The organism is Polaromonas sp. (assembly GCF_041689105.1).
Lineage (GTDB): Bacteria > Pseudomonadota > Gammaproteobacteria > Burkholderiales > Burkholderiaceae_C > Polaromonas.
In genome coordinates this window covers 1-18,204 of the sequence record NZ_JBDNGU010000104.1, presented here as the reverse complement: position 1 = coordinate 18,204, position 18,204 = coordinate 1, and the positions used below count along the sequence as shown (strand labels likewise).

The 18,204-nt window shown below is 61.9% G+C and carries 20 protein-coding genes; 9 read left to right on the top strand and 11 right to left on the bottom strand.

Features of this window, described 5'->3' with window-relative positions:
• The first annotated feature begins 20 nt into the window (after positions 1–20).
• A complete protein-coding gene (locus ACESMT_RS11015) occupies positions 21–1,808 on the top strand; it encodes a hypothetical protein (RefSeq protein WP_372826636.1) in 1,788 nt (595 codons plus the stop codon).
• Positions 1,809–1,873: 65 nt separating this feature from the next.
• Here ACESMT_RS11015 and ACESMT_RS11010 read toward each other — a convergent pair whose 3' ends face one another.
• The 3 genes from ACESMT_RS11010 to lexA form a co-directional block, all read right to left on the bottom strand.
• A complete protein-coding gene (locus tag ACESMT_RS11010; RefSeq protein ID WP_372826635.1) occupies positions 1,874–2,881 on the bottom strand; it encodes a D-2-hydroxyacid dehydrogenase family protein in 1,008 nt (335 codons plus the stop codon).
• 143 nt (positions 2,882–3,024) lie between these two features.
• Positions 3,025–3,411, bottom strand: coding sequence for a hypothetical protein (locus tag ACESMT_RS11005; protein WP_372826634.1), 387 nt, complete (start codon positions 3,409–3,411; stop codon positions 3,025–3,027).
• A gap of 176 nt (positions 3,412–3,587) precedes the next feature.
• On the bottom strand, positions 3,588–4,280 hold the full coding sequence (gene lexA, locus ACESMT_RS11000; RefSeq protein ID WP_372826633.1) for a transcriptional repressor LexA: 693 nt from the start codon (positions 4,278–4,280) through the stop codon (positions 3,588–3,590).
• 130 nt (positions 4,281–4,410) lie between these two features.
• Between lexA and ACESMT_RS10995 the strand changes: the two genes are divergently transcribed.
• From ACESMT_RS10995 to ACESMT_RS10985, 3 genes are read left to right on the top strand one after another with little or no spacing between them, the layout of a single operon-like run.
• Positions 4,411–5,370, top strand: a complete 960-nt coding sequence (locus ACESMT_RS10995) for an asparaginase (RefSeq protein ID WP_372826632.1) — start codon at positions 4,411–4,413, stop codon at positions 5,368–5,370.
• 1 nt (position 5,371) lies between these two features.
• Positions 5,372–5,791, top strand: coding sequence for a hypothetical protein (locus ACESMT_RS10990; protein WP_372826631.1), 420 nt, complete (start codon positions 5,372–5,374; stop codon positions 5,789–5,791).
• Between the two features lie 23 nt (positions 5,792–5,814).
• A complete protein-coding gene (locus tag ACESMT_RS10985) occupies positions 5,815–6,294 on the top strand; it encodes a DUF6152 family protein (protein WP_372826630.1) in 480 nt (159 codons plus the stop codon).
• Positions 6,295–6,366: 72 nt separating this feature from the next.
• On the opposite strand, the gene adk is transcribed toward ACESMT_RS10985, so the two are convergent.
• The 6 genes from adk to ACESMT_RS10955 all read right to left on the bottom strand — a co-directional run bounded on the left by adk (position 6,367) and on the right by ACESMT_RS10955 (position 10,226).
• The gene (adk, locus tag ACESMT_RS10980; RefSeq protein ID WP_372826629.1) at positions 6,367–7,023 is read right to left on the bottom strand and encodes an adenylate kinase; all 657 of its coding nucleotides are present in this window, start codon (positions 7,021–7,023) and stop codon (positions 6,367–6,369) included.
• Positions 7,024–7,133: 110 nt separating this feature from the next.
• On the bottom strand, positions 7,134–7,895 hold the full coding sequence (gene kdsB, locus ACESMT_RS10975) for a 3-deoxy-manno-octulosonate cytidylyltransferase (RefSeq protein ID WP_372826628.1): 762 nt from the start codon (positions 7,893–7,895) through the stop codon (positions 7,134–7,136).
• A gap of 19 nt (positions 7,896–7,914) precedes the next feature.
• Positions 7,915–8,097 (bottom strand): Trm112 family protein, encoded by a 183-nt coding sequence (locus ACESMT_RS10970; protein WP_372826627.1) that lies wholly within the window; start codon positions 8,095–8,097, stop codon positions 7,915–7,917.
• Positions 8,078–9,157: a tetraacyldisaccharide 4'-kinase gene (gene lpxK / locus ACESMT_RS10965; protein ID WP_372826626.1), complete on the bottom strand. Its 1,080-nt coding sequence runs from the start codon at positions 9,155–9,157 to the stop codon at positions 8,078–8,080. Before lpxK ends, ACESMT_RS10970 begins: the two co-directional genes overlap by 20 nt.
• A 2-nt stretch (positions 9,158–9,159) precedes the next feature.
• The gene (locus ACESMT_RS10960; protein ID WP_372826625.1) at positions 9,160–9,588 is read right to left on the bottom strand and encodes an ExbD/TolR family protein; all 429 of its coding nucleotides are present in this window, start codon (positions 9,586–9,588) and stop codon (positions 9,160–9,162) included.
• A complete protein-coding gene (locus ACESMT_RS10955) occupies positions 9,585–10,226 on the bottom strand; it encodes a MotA/TolQ/ExbB proton channel family protein (RefSeq protein ID WP_372826624.1) in 642 nt (213 codons plus the stop codon). Before ACESMT_RS10955 ends, ACESMT_RS10960 begins: the two co-directional genes overlap by 4 nt.
• Positions 10,227–10,568: 342 nt before the next feature.
• On the opposite strand from ACESMT_RS10955, the gene xseA reads away from it, so the two are divergent.
• Both xseA and ACESMT_RS10945 read left to right on the top strand, forming a co-directional pair.
• Positions 10,569–11,876, top strand: coding sequence for an exodeoxyribonuclease VII large subunit (gene xseA, locus ACESMT_RS10950; protein ID WP_372826623.1), 1,308 nt, complete (start codon positions 10,569–10,571; stop codon positions 11,874–11,876).
• A gap of 69 nt (positions 11,877–11,945) precedes the next feature.
• Entirely contained in the window at positions 11,946–12,527 is a 582-nt protein-coding gene (locus ACESMT_RS10945) for a Fe-Mn family superoxide dismutase (RefSeq protein WP_372826621.1), read from the top strand.
• Positions 12,528–12,610: 83 nt separating this feature from the next.
• Here the strand turns inward: ACESMT_RS10945 and ACESMT_RS10940 are convergent, their stop codons facing one another.
• Together ACESMT_RS10940 and ACESMT_RS10935 are read right to left on the bottom strand one after the other, a co-directional pair.
• Entirely contained in the window at positions 12,611–13,096 is a 486-nt protein-coding gene (locus ACESMT_RS10940; RefSeq protein WP_372826620.1) for a DUF192 domain-containing protein, read from the bottom strand.
• A 93-nt stretch (positions 13,097–13,189) separates the two neighbouring features.
• Entirely contained in the window at positions 13,190–13,531 is a 342-nt protein-coding gene (locus ACESMT_RS10935; RefSeq protein ID WP_372826619.1) for a cell envelope biogenesis protein TolA, read from the bottom strand.
• Between the two features lie 208 nt (positions 13,532–13,739).
• Here ACESMT_RS10935 and icd point away from each other — a divergent pair, with 208 nt between their 5' ends.
• The 3 genes from icd (at position 13,740) to clpA (ending at position 17,960) form a co-directional block, all read left to right on the top strand.
• A complete protein-coding gene (gene icd, locus ACESMT_RS10930; protein WP_372826618.1) occupies positions 13,740–14,993 on the top strand; it encodes an NADP-dependent isocitrate dehydrogenase in 1,254 nt (417 codons plus the stop codon).
• Positions 14,994–15,172: 179 nt separating this feature from the next.
• Positions 15,173–15,541: an ATP-dependent Clp protease adapter ClpS gene (gene clpS, locus ACESMT_RS10925; RefSeq protein ID WP_372826617.1), complete on the top strand. Its 369-nt coding sequence runs from the start codon at positions 15,173–15,175 to the stop codon at positions 15,539–15,541.
• A gap of 82 nt (positions 15,542–15,623) precedes the next feature.
• On the top strand, positions 15,624–17,960 hold the full coding sequence (clpA, locus tag ACESMT_RS10920; protein WP_372826616.1) for an ATP-dependent Clp protease ATP-binding subunit ClpA: 2,337 nt from the start codon (positions 15,624–15,626) through the stop codon (positions 17,958–17,960).
• The last annotated feature ends 244 nt before the right edge of the window (positions 17,961–18,204 follow it).

Sequence of the window (18,204 nt, the reverse complement as noted above, 5' to 3'; positions counted from 1 at the left end):
GTATTATCACGCAGCGCCAGATGCAGGCCGGCGGCCTGGCCCCTGCATTTGCGCCGGGCAAGAAGCTTGCTTGTGCCTGTAGCCGCTGTAAACTGTTTTGCAGGTGCGGTGGTCGGGCGCCGGGCATGTGCTCAGACGCCCCTGCATCGCCAGTCGAAACTGTATTTGGGTTCCACCGGGCAGTGCATCCTGTTGGCCTCCGCTATGCCAGAATCCGCCAAGTGAAAATATTTTTACATTTTCTCCAAACGCGCCGTCTGGTTGCTGGAGGGTTGAGCCTGTGCGCAGCGGGAGGGGCTCTGGCCGTCGCGCTGGGACCCAACACCCACTCGGCCACGCTGGGCCGGCCGCTTGATCTCTCGGTGCAAATGGCGCTGGATACCGCCGACGATCCCAAGGCGCTGTGTCTGGACGCCAGTGTTTTTTATGCGGACAGGCAACTCGACAAGTCCCAAATCCAGGTAACCGCAGAAAAATCCGCAAGAACCCAGGAGCCAATAATACGCATCCGCGCCGGCGTGCCTGTGGAGGGGCCGGTGGTGACCGTCCACCTGCGTGCGGGATGTGTGCAGAAAACCATTCGGCGCTACGTGGTCCTGGCAGCCATACCCCGGTCATCCGCGCTCAACGGAGATGACCCTGCAGTTCAACGGCTGGCGTCGACCCCGGCTCAGGGTGACCAGGAAAAAATTCAGGAGCGCGAATTGCGGCAGTTGCGGGAAGAACTGCTCAAGGCACAGGCGGCGCTGGCTGACAACAAGGCACAGCTTCAAAAAGCGGAAAGCCAGGGTTTCAGCAAGGAACTGGTCTACGGCCTCACCGGCCTATTGTTTTTTACCTTCATCGGCCTGTTTTTTCTTCGGCGTCGGCGACCACGCTCGACTGCGCGGGATGTGGCCTCCGGCACAGGTACGTTGCCGGAAACACCCATGACCAGCAGCTCTGGCGTCGACCTCGACATCGACGAATCGTTGTTTGGCGACCTCAAGCGTCGGCCCGCGCCCTCCAGCCGTCCGTTACCGGAGCCGATTCCGCCCCTGCCGCGCCGCGACCGCGCCAAATTCTCCGTCAGCGTGCCTTTTGTTCCCCGTACGGTGAGGATTCCGGAAATCTTCGATCTGCAGCAACAGGTTGAGTTTTTCAGCTCACTGGGGCAGCAAGACAAGGCCATTGACCTGCTTCGCAAGCACCTCGTCCACAACGTCAAGACCAGCGCACTGGTTTATCTGGACCTGATAAATCTTTACCACCAGACTGGCAATCGGGAGGAGTACGAAATCCTGCGTGCCGACTTCAACGGGGTATTCAATGCCCAGGTGGCGCCATTTGACGACTACGCGGCCACCGGCACCAATGTGTCGGCCTACGAAGATGTACTGGCCCGCATCGAGGCAGTCTGGCCGAAGCGGCGGGTGTTTGACATTATCGACGACACGCTTTTCCGGGAGCCGGGAAACTCCGCCGAAGTGCTGGACCTGGAGGCCTATCGCGAGTTGCTGCTGCTGCATGCCGTGGCCCGGGAGATCATTGACCTGGAGGCGGAGGGGGCAGACAGCGCCTTCAACACCCAGTGGCCTGAGTTGGCGATGCAGCCGAGGTCTTCGCCGCGACTGGGGCTCGACATCGATCTGAGCGATTTCGTGCAAACCAGCAAGCACCCTGTGACGGCACCCGGTGTCCGCAACCGTCGATCTGCAGAGCCCGCCGCGACCCGCGCGTCGGGCGAGCCCACGGCATTCGACTCGCTGATCGATTTCGATGACTACGACACAGGCTTTCGTCCGCACGATCTGGGTAAATCCCGCTAGAAACCTGCCGACCGGGGGGCGTGAAAAGCGATTTGCAGCCGACGATTTCGAAGTTAAAAAGGATCCTAGCGACGCACCTGCAAGGCCCCCGGGTTGACGATGTTGGTGGGTGTGCCCTTGATGAAGTTCACCACGTTGTCAAAGGCCGAGCCGAAATACATCTCATAACTTTCCTGCTCCACATAACCGATATGCGGCGTGCAGATGCAGTTTTCCAGCCGCAGCAGGGCGTGGCCCTGCAAAATCGGCTCTGACTCAAACACGTCGACCGCCGCGAGACCGGGCCGCCCCCGGTTCAGGCCCGCGATCAGGGCCTCGGGCTCGATCAGTTCAGCGCGGGACGTGTTCACCAGCACAGAAGAGGGTTTCATGCGCGACAGGTCATCAAGGGTGACCACGCCGCGGGTATCGTCACCCAGTCGCAAGTGCAGGGTCAATACATCGCTTTCCTGAAAAAATTCAGCTTTGGACGAGGCCACTTCAAAACCGTCGGCCTGTGCACGGGTCCGCGACGCCTGGCTGCCCCAGACCAACACGCGCATGCCGAAGGCCCGACCATAACCGGCGATGAGCTGACCCACCTTGCCATAACTCCAGATGCCGAGCACCTTGCCCTTGAGCACGGAGCCAAGCCCAAAGTTGACTGGCATGGATGCATTTTTCAGTCCCGCCTGTTGCCACGCACCGTGTTTGAGATGGGACACATAGTGCGGGATGCGGCGCGCCGCCGCCATGATCAGCGCCCAGGTCAGTTCAGCCGGCGCCGTAGGTGAACCCACGCCTTCGGCGACGACGATGCCGCGTTCGGTGCAGGCGCCGACGTCCACATGGCTGCCAACGCGGCCGGTCTGCGCAATCATTTTGAGCTTGGGAAGTTTTTCGAGCAGCTGGCGCTGCAGATGGGTACGCTCCCTGATCAGGACCACCACATCGGCGTCCTTGAGCCGAACGGACAGCTGGCCGATGCCTTTGACGGTGTTGGTGTAGACCTTGGCCTGGTAGGCATCGAGTTTGGCGGCGCAGGCGAGTTTGCGCACCGCGTCCTGGTAGTCGTCAAGGATCACAATATTCATGCCGATATTGTGCCTGCAACTTGCGCCGGAACGGGATAAGGACACGGCTAGATGTACCGGAACGCAAGCACTCCATCCGTGCATGGAAGGACTGACCCGGTCCTGCTGCCAGCCGACACTGCATGCGGCGCCGGCGCCGGGTATCAGGCGGCCTGAGCGGTTTCCCTTTGGGCCATGCGGTCCAGTTCGGCGCAGACATCTGCCATGCGGCCCGAGATCACCATGCGGCCGGCGCACGCCGGACTGATGCCGGCCTCAAACTCACGCACTACTTTCAAGCGGCGCGGAGCCGTGGTTTTGGCCACAGTCTGGCAGGGCTTGTGGCCTGCCGCCGGTACTGGGCGGGAGTGGAATGCGGTGGCCTTGCTGGCGGAGGGGTCGTTGGCGGCAAGGCGCCGGAATGTTGCTGCCGGGGCACAGGATGGCGCAACGACGGCAGGCCGAACCGGCATCCATAAGGCAGCGAGCGCCTGCAGGGGTGCGAGCAGGACAGACAGCAGCGGTGAACGTGAAAGACTGGCGATTCCCATGAGAACTCCTGAAGTAGAGGTAAACACAGGCAGGATTACAAGAACTGAACATCCGCTGCACCAGGGTGTTGGTCAATCACTTTGACCAAACGCCCGCCACCTGCTGCGCGGAAATAGGAGAGCGATGAGAGCGGGCGCAAGGCTGGAGCCGCCCGGCTCACATAGGGCTGCGTTGGCTACATCAGCATGGTGTTGCGGATCAGCCCGACGGCCAGGCCCTCCAGCTCGAAGGGCTCACCGGGCTCGACCACAATGGTTTTGAAATCGGGGTTTTCCGGCAGCAGCTCAATCAGGTGTTTGTTGCGCCGAAAGCGTTTGACCGTGACTTCGTCGCCCAGGCGGGCGACCACGATCTGGCCGTTTTTGGCCTCTTTGGTCTGCTGCACGGCCAGCAGGTCGCCGTCCATGATGCCGGCGTCGCGCATGCTCATGCCGCGCACTTTGAGCAGGTAGTCGGGCTTGCGCTGGAACAGGCTGCTCTCGAAATAGTAGGTGTGGTCCACATGCTCCTGCGCGAGAATGGGGCTGCCAGCAGCAACCCGCCCCACCAGAGGCAGGGCGAGTTGGGCCAGGCTTTGCAAGGGCAGGGAAAACTGTTTGATGCGGGACTCGTTGATGGACCGCAGGGTGTCGCTGCGCAGGCGTATACCGCGCGAGGTACCGCTGACCAGCTCGATCACGCCTTTGCGGGCTAGGGCCTGCAGGTGCTCTTCGGCAGCGTTGGCGGATTTGAAGCCCAGCTCGTTGGCAATTTCTGCGCGGGTGGGCGGTGCGCCCGTGCGGGCAATGGCGCTCTGGATCAGCTCCAGAATTTGCTGCTGTCGTGCAGTGAGTTTGGGCATTTCCGAAAAATCAGTGAGACTGCTCATGGCGTGGCTCCTTGGGGGCGACAGGGGATCAAATACTCGAGGACCGAAGTCGTTAAAGTCATTGAGCTGTTTTAATATCCAGTGGCTGTATTTTCATACAGTTTTTCAGGAAGTGCAAGGGTTGGCAGGTATGACGCGCAAAAAAATTGTGATTTTGGGCACCGGGGGCACGATAGCCGGAACGGCTGCGCATGCGTCCGACAACCTGGGCTATACCGCTGCGCAGGTGGGCATTGATCAACTGGTGGCGGGCCTGCCGACGGTCGCGGGCCAGGCGTGTGAGTGGATCAGCGAGCAGGTCGCCCAGATCGACAGCAAGGACATGGATTTCGGCGTGTGGCGTGTCCTGGCGCAGCGGGTTGACCACTGGCTGACACAGCCCGATGTGCAGGGCATTGTGATCACCCATGGCACCGACACGCTGGAGGAGACCGCCTGGTTCCTGCAGACCGTGCTGGAGCCGGACCGGCCGGTCGTGCTGACCTGTGCGATGCGCCCCGCGACCGCGCTGGCACCGGATGGGCCGCAAAACATGCTTGACGCCGTGGCGGTGGCGTCCCATGGGGGCGCCCACGGGGTGGTTGCGGTTTGCGCTGGCGTGATTCACTCCGCCCGGGACGTCCAGAAGGTTCACACCTACAGGCTCGATGCCTTCAGTTCTGCCGACGCGGGGCCGATCGGGTATGTCGAGGAAGGCAGCCTGCGTTTGATGCGAGATTGGCCTCGAGACTCCGTGGATAAAGCGCCGAGCGCTATTAAAAATATAGCGGACTTGCCCGATCCAGCATCCTGGCCGCGCGTGGAGATCGTCATGAGCCATGCGGGCGCGGGCGCGGGTGGGGTTCGTGCCCTGGTGGCCGACGGTGTGCAAGGCCTGGTGGTGGCCGGCACAGGCAACGGCACCCTGCACCACGCGCTGGAGGCTGCCTTGCTGCAGGCACAAGCCAGCGGTGTGCGGGTGGTCCGCGCCACACGTTGTCTGGAGGGCCGTGTGTTGCCAAAACACGGGGATGTCATCCCGCACTCGCAGGGGCTGAGCCCTGTGAAGGCGCGCGTGGCGCTGATGCTTGCCTTGATGGATGCCGCCTGAGGTGTTCGAATCGCTGCGTTCGCATGTCTGGGCCTACCCGGCGCTGGAGGTGGTGCACATCACCGGCATTGCGCTACTGCTGGGTAACCTGGCACTGCTGGAGCTGCGGGTGTTCGGTGCAGGCTCCGACCTGCCGGTCAAGGCGTTGGCCCGCCTGAGCCTGGGTATCGCCCTGGCCGGTTTTTCACTGGCGGCTGCGTCGGGCTTGTTGATGTTTGCCTCTCAAGCGGCCGAGCTGCTTTCAAACCGGGTGTTTACCCTGAAGATGTTGCTGTTATTTGCCGCAGGTTGTAACGCAGCGTGGTTTCATGGGCGGGCCTCGCTGGAAAAACTCGACAGCGTGGCGCGGGCGCAAATGCTCGTGTCCACCCTGATCTGGCTGGCGGTGCTAGCCTGCGGCCGATGGATAGCTTACGTGTAGGACGAACAAGCAAGGAGCTGATGATGAAGCGACGTGATGTACTGCGGGTTTCCCTGGTATTGCCTGTGGCAGGCGCCGCCTCCTGGGCCCAGGCCCACCACGGCTGGAGCAGTTTTGACCAGGAGCGGCCGATTTATCTCGAAGGCAGGGTGCTCAAGTCGCAGTGGCGCAACCCGCATGCCGAGCTCGAACTCGAGGTGTCCGCTGCCCTCAGGCTGCCGGACGACCTCGCGCAACGCGCCTTGCCGGCCCAAACCGCCCCGGTCGATGGCAAGGCGCTGCTGGCCCGGGCAGTGGTGCCCAATCGCAAGGACAGGCGATGGGAGATTGAACTTGCGCCCCTGACGCGCCTGCAGGCGTGGGGCGTGCCGGAGATCGAGGCCGGCGATGTGGTGGCGTTGCTGGGCTTTACTTTTACCGGCGAAAAAGGTGACGCCGTGCTGCGTGTCGAGTACCTGTTCGCAGGCGGCAAGGCTTATGGGCTGCGGTCCAGCCCGGCATGACGGCGCTGGCAGCGGCACCGATTAAAAAAGGCCGTCAACAGACGGCCTTTTTGGATGCAGCCCGGCTGCGGCTCAATCCGACAGGGCTTTGAAGGCCCGGGAGGTGATTTCATCCACACCGCCCATGCCGCTGATGGCGCGGTATCGGGGCGCGGCAGCCGGGTCGGCCTTGGCCCAGCTTGAGTAGTAGTCCACCAGCGGGCGGGTCTGCGCGCTATAGACCTCGAGCCGCTTGCGCACGGTGTCTTCCTTGTCGTCCTCGCGCTGGATCAGCGGCTCGCCGGTGACGTCGTCCTTGCCCTCCACCTTGGGCGGGTTGAACTTGACATGGTAGGTGCGGCCTGACGCCGGGTGCGAGCGGCGCCCGCTCATGCGGTCGATGATGGCCTCGAAAGGCACGTCGATTTCCAGCACATGGTCGAGTTTGACGCCAGCCACTTTCATGGCATCGGCCTGGGGCAGGGTGCGTGGAAAACCGTCAAACAAAAAGCCGTTGGCGCAATCAGGCTGGGCGATGCGGTCTTTCACCAGGTTGATGATCAGGTCGTCGCTGACCAATGCGCCGGAATCCATGACTTTTTTGGCTTCAAGGCCCAGCGGCGTGCCGGCCTTGACGGCAGCGCGCAGCATGTCGCCAGTGGAAATCTGGGGGATACCGTATTTCTGGCAGATGAATGTCGCCTGCGTTCCCTTGCCCGCGCCCGGCGCGCCCAACAAAATCAGTCTCATGGATGTCCTCGGATTTTTATAAATCTGGCGATGCGCGGCGGCCCCATGCAGGGCGCCAGCGTCACATTATTCTTGTTCTCAAGGATAGCATGCGTACCCCCGTGGGCGGCTTATACGAAGAGCCGGCGCACGCGCTCCAGGTCTTCGGGCGTGTCGACGCCCGGACCTGGCGCCTGGTCGGTGACGTGCACTGCAATGTGGTGGCCATACCAGAGCACGCGCAGTTGCTCCAGCGCCTCCAGTTGCTCCAGCGGTGCCTGCGGCAGCGAAGGAAATTTCTGCAAAAACCCGGCACGGTAGGCGTAAATGCCCACGTGGCGCAGCGGCGGCGGCAGGGTGTTACCCACCTGCTGCCACCAGGCCGCGCCGGAAAAATCACGCGCTGCAGGAATGGGCGCGCGGCTGAAATACAGCGCGGTGTTGCGTGCATCCAGCACCACCTTGACCACATTCGGGTTGTGCAGGTCCGCCAGTGTGCCTATCGCATGGGCGGCGGTAGCCATGGCGCAGTCAGGCCGCTCTGCCAGCAAGTCAGCCACGGCACCCATCAAGCCGGGGTCGATCAGCGGCTCATCCCCCTGCACATTGACGACTACCTCATCGTCGCCCAGTTGCAGCAACCTGCAGGCCTCGGCGAGCCGGTCGCTCCCGCTGGGGTGGTCGGCTTGCGTCATCATCGCGGTCACGCCGAAGCTGGCGCAGGTCTCGGCGATGCGTGGACTGTCGGTGGCGACCACCACGCGCGATGCGCCGCTGAGCAAGGCGCGCTGCGCCACCCGCACGATCATGGGCGTGCCGGCGATGTCGGCCAGCGGTTTGTCGGGCAGTCGGGTAGACGCGAGGCGGGCAGGGATGAGGACGGTAAAACTCATGCCAAACACATGACTGGCGTCACAGTCCGAGCTCCTCGTCGGTGAGCACCCGCGCTTCGTTTTCCAGCATGACGGGCAGGCCGTCGCGAATCGGATAGGCCAGCCGCGCACTGCGCGAAACCAGTTCCTGTTTGTCGCGGTCGTAATCGAGCGGGCCTTTGGTCACAGGGCAGACCAGCAGTTCAAGCAGTTTGGTGTCCATGGGGCGATGGTAAAGGAGAAGGAGAAGAAGGCGGGGAAGGCGGGGAAGGCGGGGAAGCTGAAAGCAGCGGCGCCAGCAGCGCGTCGAAGGCTGCAAAAAAAGCTGGTTCAGGCGCAAACACCAGCGGCACCGCCAGCGCGCCGGCTTGCCGGGGAAACAGCTTGACCGCGTCTTTTTCAGTGCAAATCAGGGTGTAGCCTTTGTCCGCCGGGTGTGGGTAGCTATCAAAATCATAGTGATCAGGCAGGGCGCGGGTGACCGCCAGCGTCAGGCCCTGCGCCCTGAGCATCTCGAAAAAGGCCTCGGGTTTGGCGATGCCGGCCAGCGCCAGCAATCGTTCGCCCGCCAGACTGTTCAGCGCCACACGGCTGCCGTCAGCGCGTACGGCATGGTCGGCCAGGCGCCGGGTCGAGCCAAAGCCGTCAAAGGCGGCGACAGTGCCGGTGTGCAACACCAGGTCTATACCGCGTCCCGGTCGGGCGCCACGTTGCAGGCGGGCCGGCCAGGGCTCGCGCAGCGGGCCGGCGGGCAGCAGCCAGCCATTGCCCGTACCGCGTTCGTCAAACACCGCAATTTCGATGTCGCGCTGCAGGGCGTAGTGCTGCAGGCCGTCGTCGCAAACAATCACCTGCGTGGCCGGATGGGCCGCCAGAAGGGCGTGCACGGCAGCCAGCCGCCGGGCGGCGACCACCACCGGCGCACCGGTGGCCCGGCGGATCAGGGCCGGTTCGTCGCCGGATTGTTCGGGCGGCGTCGCAGGCAACACTTCCAGGCAGTTTTCGCCCAAGCGTCCGTAGCCGCGTGAGACCACGCCAACGCGCAGGCCCGCTGCCTGCAGGTGCTGCACCAGCGCGATGACGGTGGGGGTTTTGCCAGCGCCGCCGGCCACCACATTGCCCACCACCACCACGGGCACCGGGATGCGTTGGGATTTGAGAAAGCCTGCCCGGTAGGCGGCAAGGCGCAGCCGCACCAGCAAACCAAAAAGCTGCGCCGGCGGCCACAGTACGCAGGCGAGAGCGCTGCGCCGCAGCCAGGCCCGCTGCAGCAGACGCTTCACGGTTATCTGGCGCCGGCCTGCGCCGCGCTCTGGGTCGCGAAGGTGATTTGGGTCAAGCCGCTGCGCCTGGCCGCCTCCATCACCGTGATGACCGACTGGTGGGTGGCGCTGGCGTCGGCGCTGATGATGATCACGCTGTCCTTGCCGGCCTTGGCTGCCGCCGTGAGGGCCGCGCTCAGCGCTTCGATGCTGCGCCCGTCCACAGGTATCTTGCTGACCATGTAGCGGCCGTCGCTGCTGACGGCCACGATCACCTCCTTGGGGTAGTCGCGCTGCTGGTCTGCGTCGGCCACCGGCAGCTTGATCTGCAGTTCGGTGAACTTGCTGTAGGTGGTCGATAACATCAGGAAGATCAGCACCACCAGCAGCACGTCGATGAACGGGATGAGGTTGATCTCCGGTTCATCCCGGGAGCTGCGGCGGAAATTCATGGCTTGCGCAGGGTATTGAGATGCCGCACAAAACGCTCGGACGCGATTTCCATGGTGAGCAGGAAGCCATCGACCCGCGCGCGGAAATAGCGCCAGAAGATCAGCGAAGGAATCGCCACAATCAGGCCGAACGCCGTGTTGTACAGCGCAATGGAAATGCCCTGTGCGAGTTGTGCGGGGTTGCCGCCGGCCGCATTGGCCACCCCACCGCTGCCCGCCTGGGAGCCAAAAATTTCGATCATGCCGATCACGGTGCCCAGCAGGCCCAGCAGCGGCGCTGCCGAGGCGATGGTGGCCAGTGCGGCCAGGTAGCGCTCCAGCGTGTGGGCGGCGCGCCGACCTGAACCTTCCAGGGTCGAGCGCAGGTCGCCTTCACTGATGCGCGGGTTGGTGTTGAGGGCGCGAAAACCGCTGGCCAGTACCTCGCCGAGCAGGGAGTTCTGCGCCAGTTGCGACACCATGTCGGTGCTGGGCACGCCGCCGCGGGAGACCGTGATGGCTTCGTCCAGCAGTTTGGGCGGTGCGATCCGGGCGGTCTTCAGGCTGGAAAACCGCTCGATAACCAGGGCCAGCGCCAAAATCGAGCAGGCGATGAGCGGCCAGATCGGCCAGCCTGCGGCTTGTATGATCGAAAACAAAGGCAAATCTCCAAGCTGATGATTGCTGTGGATTATGGCCCACCCCGATGGCTACTCTCCGTCCGTTGTTGTATGGCAACTTCCCCGGAAAGACGTGGCAGGACTGTAGGACTTAACTCACAGAACATGTGGATAACTTTGTGAGCAAGTAGCAGGCGACAGCCCGCCAGGCCGCGCCAAATGGGAGATGTGACAAAATGATGAAAAAGTAAGCTTGATAATCTTGTTAAAAATCAATGACTTGCACGAACTTGTCTGAATCTCCCCAGCAAACCACGGGTTGTATCCAAGCTACATGGGCTTCTGTGGAGTATTACCCGCAGCAAATCAAGGGATTTGATGGTGTTTGAGCTTGACCCCGAGTCCGAACGACGCGTGCCCGGTAGCCTTCCTGGCGTGCGTGTCTGGCCGGTCGGCTCGCTGTTGCGTGCGATTGCGGACAGCCTGGAGGCGCGTTTCAACCCCGTCGCCGTGCAGGGCGAGGTCAGTGGCTTTTCGCGCGCGGCCAGTGGCCATTGTTATTTTTCACTGAAAGACGAGCAGGGCCAGATCCGCTGCGCGATGTTCCGGCGCGCTGCGGGCCTGCTTGATTTTTCACCGCGCGACGGGCAGCGGGTCGAGGTGCGCGGCCGGCTGGGCGTGTACGAGCCGCGCGGTGAGCTGCAGCTGATCGTCGAGTCCATGCAGCAGGCCGGGCAAGGCAAGCTGTTCGAGCGGTTTGTCCAGCTCAAGAACCAGCTCGAAGCCGAAGGCCTGTTCGGCGCCGGGCGCAAGAGGGCGTTGCCCCTGCTGCCCAAAGCCATTGGTGTCGTGACCTCGCTGGGCGCGGCGGCCCTGCACGATGTGGTGACGGCGCTGCAGCGCCGGGCGCCGCACATTCCCGTGGTGATTTACCCCGCCAGTGTGCAGGGCGCGCAGGCGCCCGAGGAGCTGCGCCAGGCTTTGCGCAGGTCGTATGAGCGTGCCGAGGTCGATGTCCTGCTGCTGGTGCGCGGCGGTGGTGCAATGGAAGACCTGTGGGCCTTCAACGACGAGCAACTGGCGCGTTTACTGGCGGCATCCCCGATACCGGTGGTGTGCGGGGTCGGCCATGAAACCGACTTCACGATTGCCGATTTTTGCGCCGACCTGCGTGCACCGACCCCGACGGCTGCCGCCGAGCTGTGTGCCCAGCCGCAGAAGGCATGGCTGGGCGAGCTGGATGATTTGCAGGACCGGTTGCGAGACGGCGTGGAGCGCCAGCTGCAGGCCAGCAGCCAGCGGCTCGACTGGGCGGCGTCACGCGTGAGCCGGCCGTCGCACCTGGTCACCCGCCAGCACGCGCGTCTGGCGGGCCATGCGCAAGGCTTGCGCCATGCACTGCAAAGCGGTCTGCAGCGCGAAAAAAGCCGGCTGCAGGCACTGGGTCTGGCGTTTCCGCAAGCGCTGGGGCAATCGCTGCAGTCCCAGCACCGCCGGCTGGAACGGGCCCAGTTGCGGCTGGCGCCGCTGGATCCCAAACTGGTGCTGCAGCGCGGTTATGCCTGGCTGGCCGACATGCAGGGCACGGCCATCACGCGAGCTGCCGACACCGCGCCGGGCCAGGCACTGCGCGCTACCCTTGCCGACGGCGAGGTCGATTTGACCGTTTCCGCGCAGCGGCTGATTTAGTTTTTTACAATGGCTTTTCATAGTCGCCTTTATCATCGCAAGTTGTCACAACACCCACAAGGAAAATAAATGGAACACAAACTGCCCGCGCTCCCTTACCCCAACGATGCCCTGGCACCGCATTACAGCCAGGAAGCCTTTGAGTACCACCACGGCAAGCACCACAACGCCTATGTCGTGAACCTGAACAACCTGCAAAAGGGCACCGAGTTCGAAGCCATGACGCTCGAAGAGATCGTCAAGAAATCCAGCGGCGGCGTGTACAACAATGCCGCGCAGATCTGGAACCACACCTTTTTCTGGAGCTGCATGAAGCCCGCCGGCGGCGGTGAGCCTTCTGGCGCGCTGGCTGCAGCCATCAACGCCAAGTTCGGCTCCTACGCGGCTTTCAAGGAAGCCTTTGTGAAGTCGGCCGTCGGCAACTTTGGTTCCGGCTGGACCTGGCTGGTCAAAAAGGCCGATGGTTCGGTGGACATCGTCAACACTGGCCCGGCCGGCACACCGCTGACCACCGCCGACAAGGCGCTGATGACGGTGGATGTGTGGGAGCATGCCTACTACATCGACTACCGCAATCAGCGCCCCAAGTTTGTCGAGACCTTTCTGTCCGGCCTGGTGAACTGGTCGTTTGCCGAAGCCAATTTCGCCTGATACCGGGCGCGACCCATGAAAAAGCCGGCTTCGAGCCGGCTTTTTTACGACCCCGACCCCCGGGAGCTCGTCGGATCGAGGGCTCAGCGCGCCTTGTTAAACGGCGGGCCTTTGAGCTTGCTCCACGCCTTGAAGCCCTTTTTGGCAAACCAGCCCATATTCATCTCCAGCACAAAACGCACCGGCTTGTCCGAGCAGTGCGAGTCGGTGGTCTGCGGCTTCATGTCGGCCAGGTTCACGATGGTGCCGTCGTCGTCCACAAATGCCGCCGTCAGGGGAATCAAGGTGTTTTTCATCCAGAAACACTGTTTGCTGGCCTGGTCAAAGACAAACAGCATGCCTTCGCTGGCGGGCATTTCCGTGCGAAACATCAGGCCGATCTGCCGCTGCTCGGGCTGAAGGGCCACTTGCGCGTCAATCTGGTGCATGCCGGCCGACAGCTTGACCCGCGGCAGGTTCATTTGTGGGGCCTCCTGCGCCATCACAGGCGCAAAGGCTGTGACCAAGAAAGCCGACGCGAAGAACAGGGCGCGGGCGGTGCGGCGGCCGGAGTCAGATTTCAGGAGCATGAGGTCACCATGGATCGGTCAATTGGAAAAGCAGCATAAACGACGGCCATAAAAAATGCCCGCATGGCGGGCATTTTGGTCCGGCGCGAAGAATTACTTCTTGGCAGCTGCGGCTTTGTCTTCTTTGGCTTTCTTGGCGGCAGCGGCTTTTTCTTCCTTGGCCTTTTTGGCGGCAGCAGCTTTTTCAGCTTTTGCAGCTTTGGCGGCAGCGGCTTTTTCTTCCTTGGCTTTCTTGGCAGCGGCGGCTTTTTCAGCTTTCATGGCCTTGGCGTCAGCCTTGGCGGCTGGCATGGCAGGGGTTGCTGCGACAGCAGGCGTTGCCGGGGTTGCAGCAGCAGGCTTGGAAGCCGCGCCCATGGGAGCGCCCGCGTGGGAAGCAGCGAAAGCACCGGCGGAGAAGAGACCGGCGATCAAAACAGCGAGGATCTTATTCATTTGAAATTTCCTTGAGAACGTTATTGAAGAAGTACCCCGAGGTTTTCGGAGGCCCTACCGTAACGAGGCCGCTTCACAAGCGGTTGACACGCGGTCTGCAAAAACTTTTCAGAGAATCATTTGCGGCTAGAATTTAGGGGCTATGACCTAATCCGCGCTTGCAGCTTGCCTGACTGCTATTTCGAGCGCTTACCGGAGACTTCGCTACATGTACCAGCACATCAAAGTGCCCGCCCAGGGTCAGAAAATCACCGTCAATGCCGACAATTCACTGAATGTGCCGGACGAGCCGATCATTCCGTTCATTGAGGGCGATGGCACGGGCGCGGACATCACGCCGGTCATGCTCAAGGTGGTGGACGCAGCCGTGGCCAAGGCCTACGGCGGCAAGAAAAAAATCCACTGGATGGAAGTTTATGCCGGTGAAAAGTCGACCAAGATCTATGGTCCTGACGTCTGGTTGCCGGAAGAAACCCTGGCTGCGGTCAAGGACTATGTGGTGTCCATCAAGGGCCCGCTGACGACGCCCGTCGGCGGCGGCATCCGTTCGCTGAACGTGGCCTTGCGCCAGGAACTGGACCTTTACGTCTGCCTGCGGCCTATCCAGTACTTCAAGGGCGTGCCTTCGCCAGTGAAAGAACCCGAGAAGACCCACATGGTGATCTTCCGCGAGAACTCGGAAGACATCTATGCAGGCATCGAGTTCGAAGCCGAGAGCGACAAGGCCAAAAAACTCATCAAGTTTCTGCAGGACGAGTTGGGTGTCAAGAAAATCCGCTTTCCCAATACCTCGGGCATCGGCATCAAGCCGGTCTCGCGCGAAGGCACGGAGCGCCTGGTGCGCAAGGCCCTCCAGTACACGATTGACAACGACAAGCCGAGCCTGACGATTGTCCACAAGGGCAACATCATGAAGTTCACCGAAGGTGGCTTCCGCGATTGGGCTTACGCCCTGGCGTCCAAGGAGTTCGGTGCCGAGCTTGTCGACGGTGGCCCGTGGATGAAGTTCAAGAACCCGAAAACCGGCAAGGAAATCACGGTCAAGGACTCGATTGCCGACGCCTTCCTGCAGCAAATTCTGCTGCGCCCGGCTGAATACTCCGTGATCGCCACGCTGAACCTCAATGGCGACTATATCTCCGATGCACTGGCGGCCCAGGTTGGCGGCATCGGCATCGCCCCCGGCGCCAACCTCAGCGACACCATTGCCATGTTCGAAGCCACACACGGCACGGCGCCGAAATACGCCGGCAAGGACTACGTGAATCCGGGCTCTGAAATCCTGTCCGCCGAGATGATGCTGCGCCACATGGGCTGGACCAAGGCTGCTGACCTGATCATCAGCTCGATGGAAAAATCCATCGAGTCCAAAAAAGTCACCTACGACTTCGCCCGCCTCATGGAAGGCGCGACCCAGGTCAGCTGCTCCGGTTTTGGTCAGGTCATGATCGACCATATGTAAAGAACAGCCCGCCGCACCGAAAGCGGGCGGCCCGCACAGCGAAACCGCTCCTGGCGCAGGCTGGAGCGGTTTTTTCATGGGCCGGGTCAAAGTCACTTGCGCGTACTTGAATGTCGCGTTCCTGCCACCAATTTCCCTATGCACCGCGCTGGGCAATTTCGCTCGCTAGAATGAATTCCATGGCAACCCAACCCCCCAAGACTCCCGCACCGCCCAAGACACCAGCCTTCAAGCCGGACGGCGCCAACGGTGGGGATTCTGTCGTTCTGGAGCGACGCCCGCAGAAAACCCAACCGCCGCAAATGTTCCAGGTCGTCCTGCTCAACGACGACTACACCCCGATGGAGTTTGTTGTCGAGGTGATCCAGGAGTTCTTCAGCAAGGACCGGGAGACGGCTACACAGATCATGCTGAAGATCCATCTGGACGGCAAAGGCGTGTGCGGCGTGTTCTCCAAGGATGTGGCGACCACCAAGGTAGATCAGGTGACAGAAGCCGCGCGCAAGAATGGCCATCCCCTGCAGTGTGTGTGCGAGCCCATTGAATAATGGCAAAAACAGCCCATATCGACTGGAAGAGTTACACAATGGTCCCATCAGATACCCCAGCCGCAAGCCGAAAGGAAAAGCAATGATTGCCCAGGAACTAGAAGTCAGCTTGCACATGGCCTTTGTCGAGGCCCGGCAGCAGCGCCACGAGTTCATCACCGTGGAACACCTGTTGCTTGCACTGCTCGACAACCCCAGCGCCGCCGAAGTGCTGCGCGCATGCTCCGCCAATATCGATGACCTGCGCAAGTCGCTGGCCAACTTCATCAAGGACAACACACCGCAAGTGGCCGGCAGCGACGACGTGGACACCCAACCCACGCTAGGCTTCCAGCGCGTGATTCAGCGCGCCATCATGCATGTGCAGTCCACCGGCAACGGCAAGAAGGAAGTCACCGGCGCCAACGTGCTGGTCGCGATTTTTGGCGAGAAGGACTCACACGCCGTGTATTACCTGCACCAGCAGGGCGTGACCCGCCTGGATGTGGTGAACTTCATTGCCCACGGCATCAAGAAGAGCGACCCGCCCGAGCCGACCAAGGCCGGCGAGAGCGCTGCCGAGAACGAAGAGGGCGGCGAGAAGAACGAAAAGGCCTCGCCGCTGGAGCAGTACACGCAAAACCTCAACCAGCTCGCCAAGGAAGGCAAGATCGATCCGTTGATCGGTCGCCACTACGAGGTCGAGCGCGTGATCCAGATTCTCTGCCGGCGCCGCAAGAACAACCCGCTGCTCGTCGGTGAAGCCGGCGTGGGCAAAACCGCGATTGCCGAGGGCCTGGCCTGGCGCATCACGCAAAAGGACGTGCCCGAGATCCTGGGCGAAGCACAGGTTTACTCGTTGGACATGGGCGCATTGCTTGCCGGCACCAAGTACCGAGGCGATTTCGAGCAGCGCCTCAAGGGCGTGCTCAAGGCGCTGAAGGACAAGCCCAACGGCATTCTGTTCATTGACGAGATCCACACCCTGATCGGCGCCGGTGCAGCCTCGGGCGGCACGCTGGACGCGTCCAACCTGCTCAAGCCCGCGCTCAGCTCGGGCCAGCTCAAGTGCATAGGCGCAACGACGTTCACAGAATACCGCGGCATCTTCGAGAAAGATGCGGCCCTGTCACGCCGCTTCCAGAAGGTGGACGTGGTCGAGCCGACGGTGCAGGAAACGGTGGACATCCTCAAGGGGTTGAAGTCCCGCTTTGAAGAGCACCACAGCGTCAAGTACGCGGTGGCGGCCCTGCAGGCTGCAGCCGAGCTCAGCGCCAAGTACATCAACGACCGTCATCTGCCCGACAAGGCGATTGACGTGATCGATGAGGCGGGTGCTGCCCAGCGCATCCTGCCACCGTCCAAGCGCAAGAAAATCATCACCAAGGCCGAGGTCGAGGAGATCGTCGCCAAGATCGCGCGCATTCCGCCGGCCAACGTGTCCAACGATGACCGCGGCAAGCTCAAGACGCTGGAACGTGACCTGAAAAGTGTGGTGTTTGGCCAGGACAAGGCGCTCGATGTGCTGGCTTCCGCCGTCAAGATGGCGCGGTCCGGTCTGGGCAAGGACGACAAGCCGATTGGCTCCTTCCTGTTCTCCGGCCCCACGGGCGTCGGCAAGACGGAAGCGGCCAAGCAGCTGGCCTACATCATGGGCATCGAGCTGATCCGCTTTGACATGTCGGAGTACATGGAGCGCCATGCCGTGAGCCGGCTGATCGGTGCGCCTCCCGGCTACGTCGGTTTCGACCAGGGCGGCCTGCTGACCGAGGCCGTGACCAAGAAGCCGCATTGCGTGCTGCTGCTCGACGAAATCGAAAAGGCGCATCCGGACATCTTCAACGTGCTGCTCCAGGTCATGGACCACGGCACCCTGACGGACAACAACGGGCGCAAGGCCGACTTCCGCAACGTGATCATTGTCATGACGACCAACGCTGGCGCCGAGACCATGAACAAGGCGACGATTGGTTTTACCAACCCGCGCGAAGCTGGCGACGAGATGGCCGACATCAAGCGTCTGTTCACGCCCGAGTTCCGCAACCGCCTCGACGCGACCGTGAGCTTCAAGGCGCTCGACGAAACCGTCATCCTGCGCGTGGTGGACAAGTTCCTGCTGCAGTTGGAGACGCAACTGGCCGAGAAGAAAGTCGACGTGACGTTTACCGACACGCTACGCAAGTACCTCGGCAAGAAGGGTTTCGATCCGCTGATGGGCGCCCGTCCGATGCAGCGCCTGATCCAGGACACCATCCGCCGCGCACTGGCCGACGAGCTGCTGTTCGGGCGCCTCATCGACGGGGGCAGGTTGACCGTGGACATGAAGGTCACGACGGACGAAAAAGGCGTCGAGACCGGCGAAGTCGAACTCGACATCCAGCCCCTGCCCAAGAAGGAAGGCCGGGCCAAACCCGAGCCTGAAGAGGCGACAGCTGACTGAAACGGCCTGGCGGTTGGAGCAGGCCCGAAAGGCCGGTAGCATGGCGCTACCGGCCTTTTTGCTTGCCGGCTTGTTCGCGCCTTTTTTACTTGCTATATAAACACAGTAGTGTCCGGTTAATTCAGAACGCATCGCCCGGAAAGCCAGCATTGATGCGGGCTTGAGGGGATTTTGATGTGTCCACGATTTGAATTTTTGCTAAAGGCGGTCGGCCCAAACAAAGGGTTTTTCCTGATTTCATTAT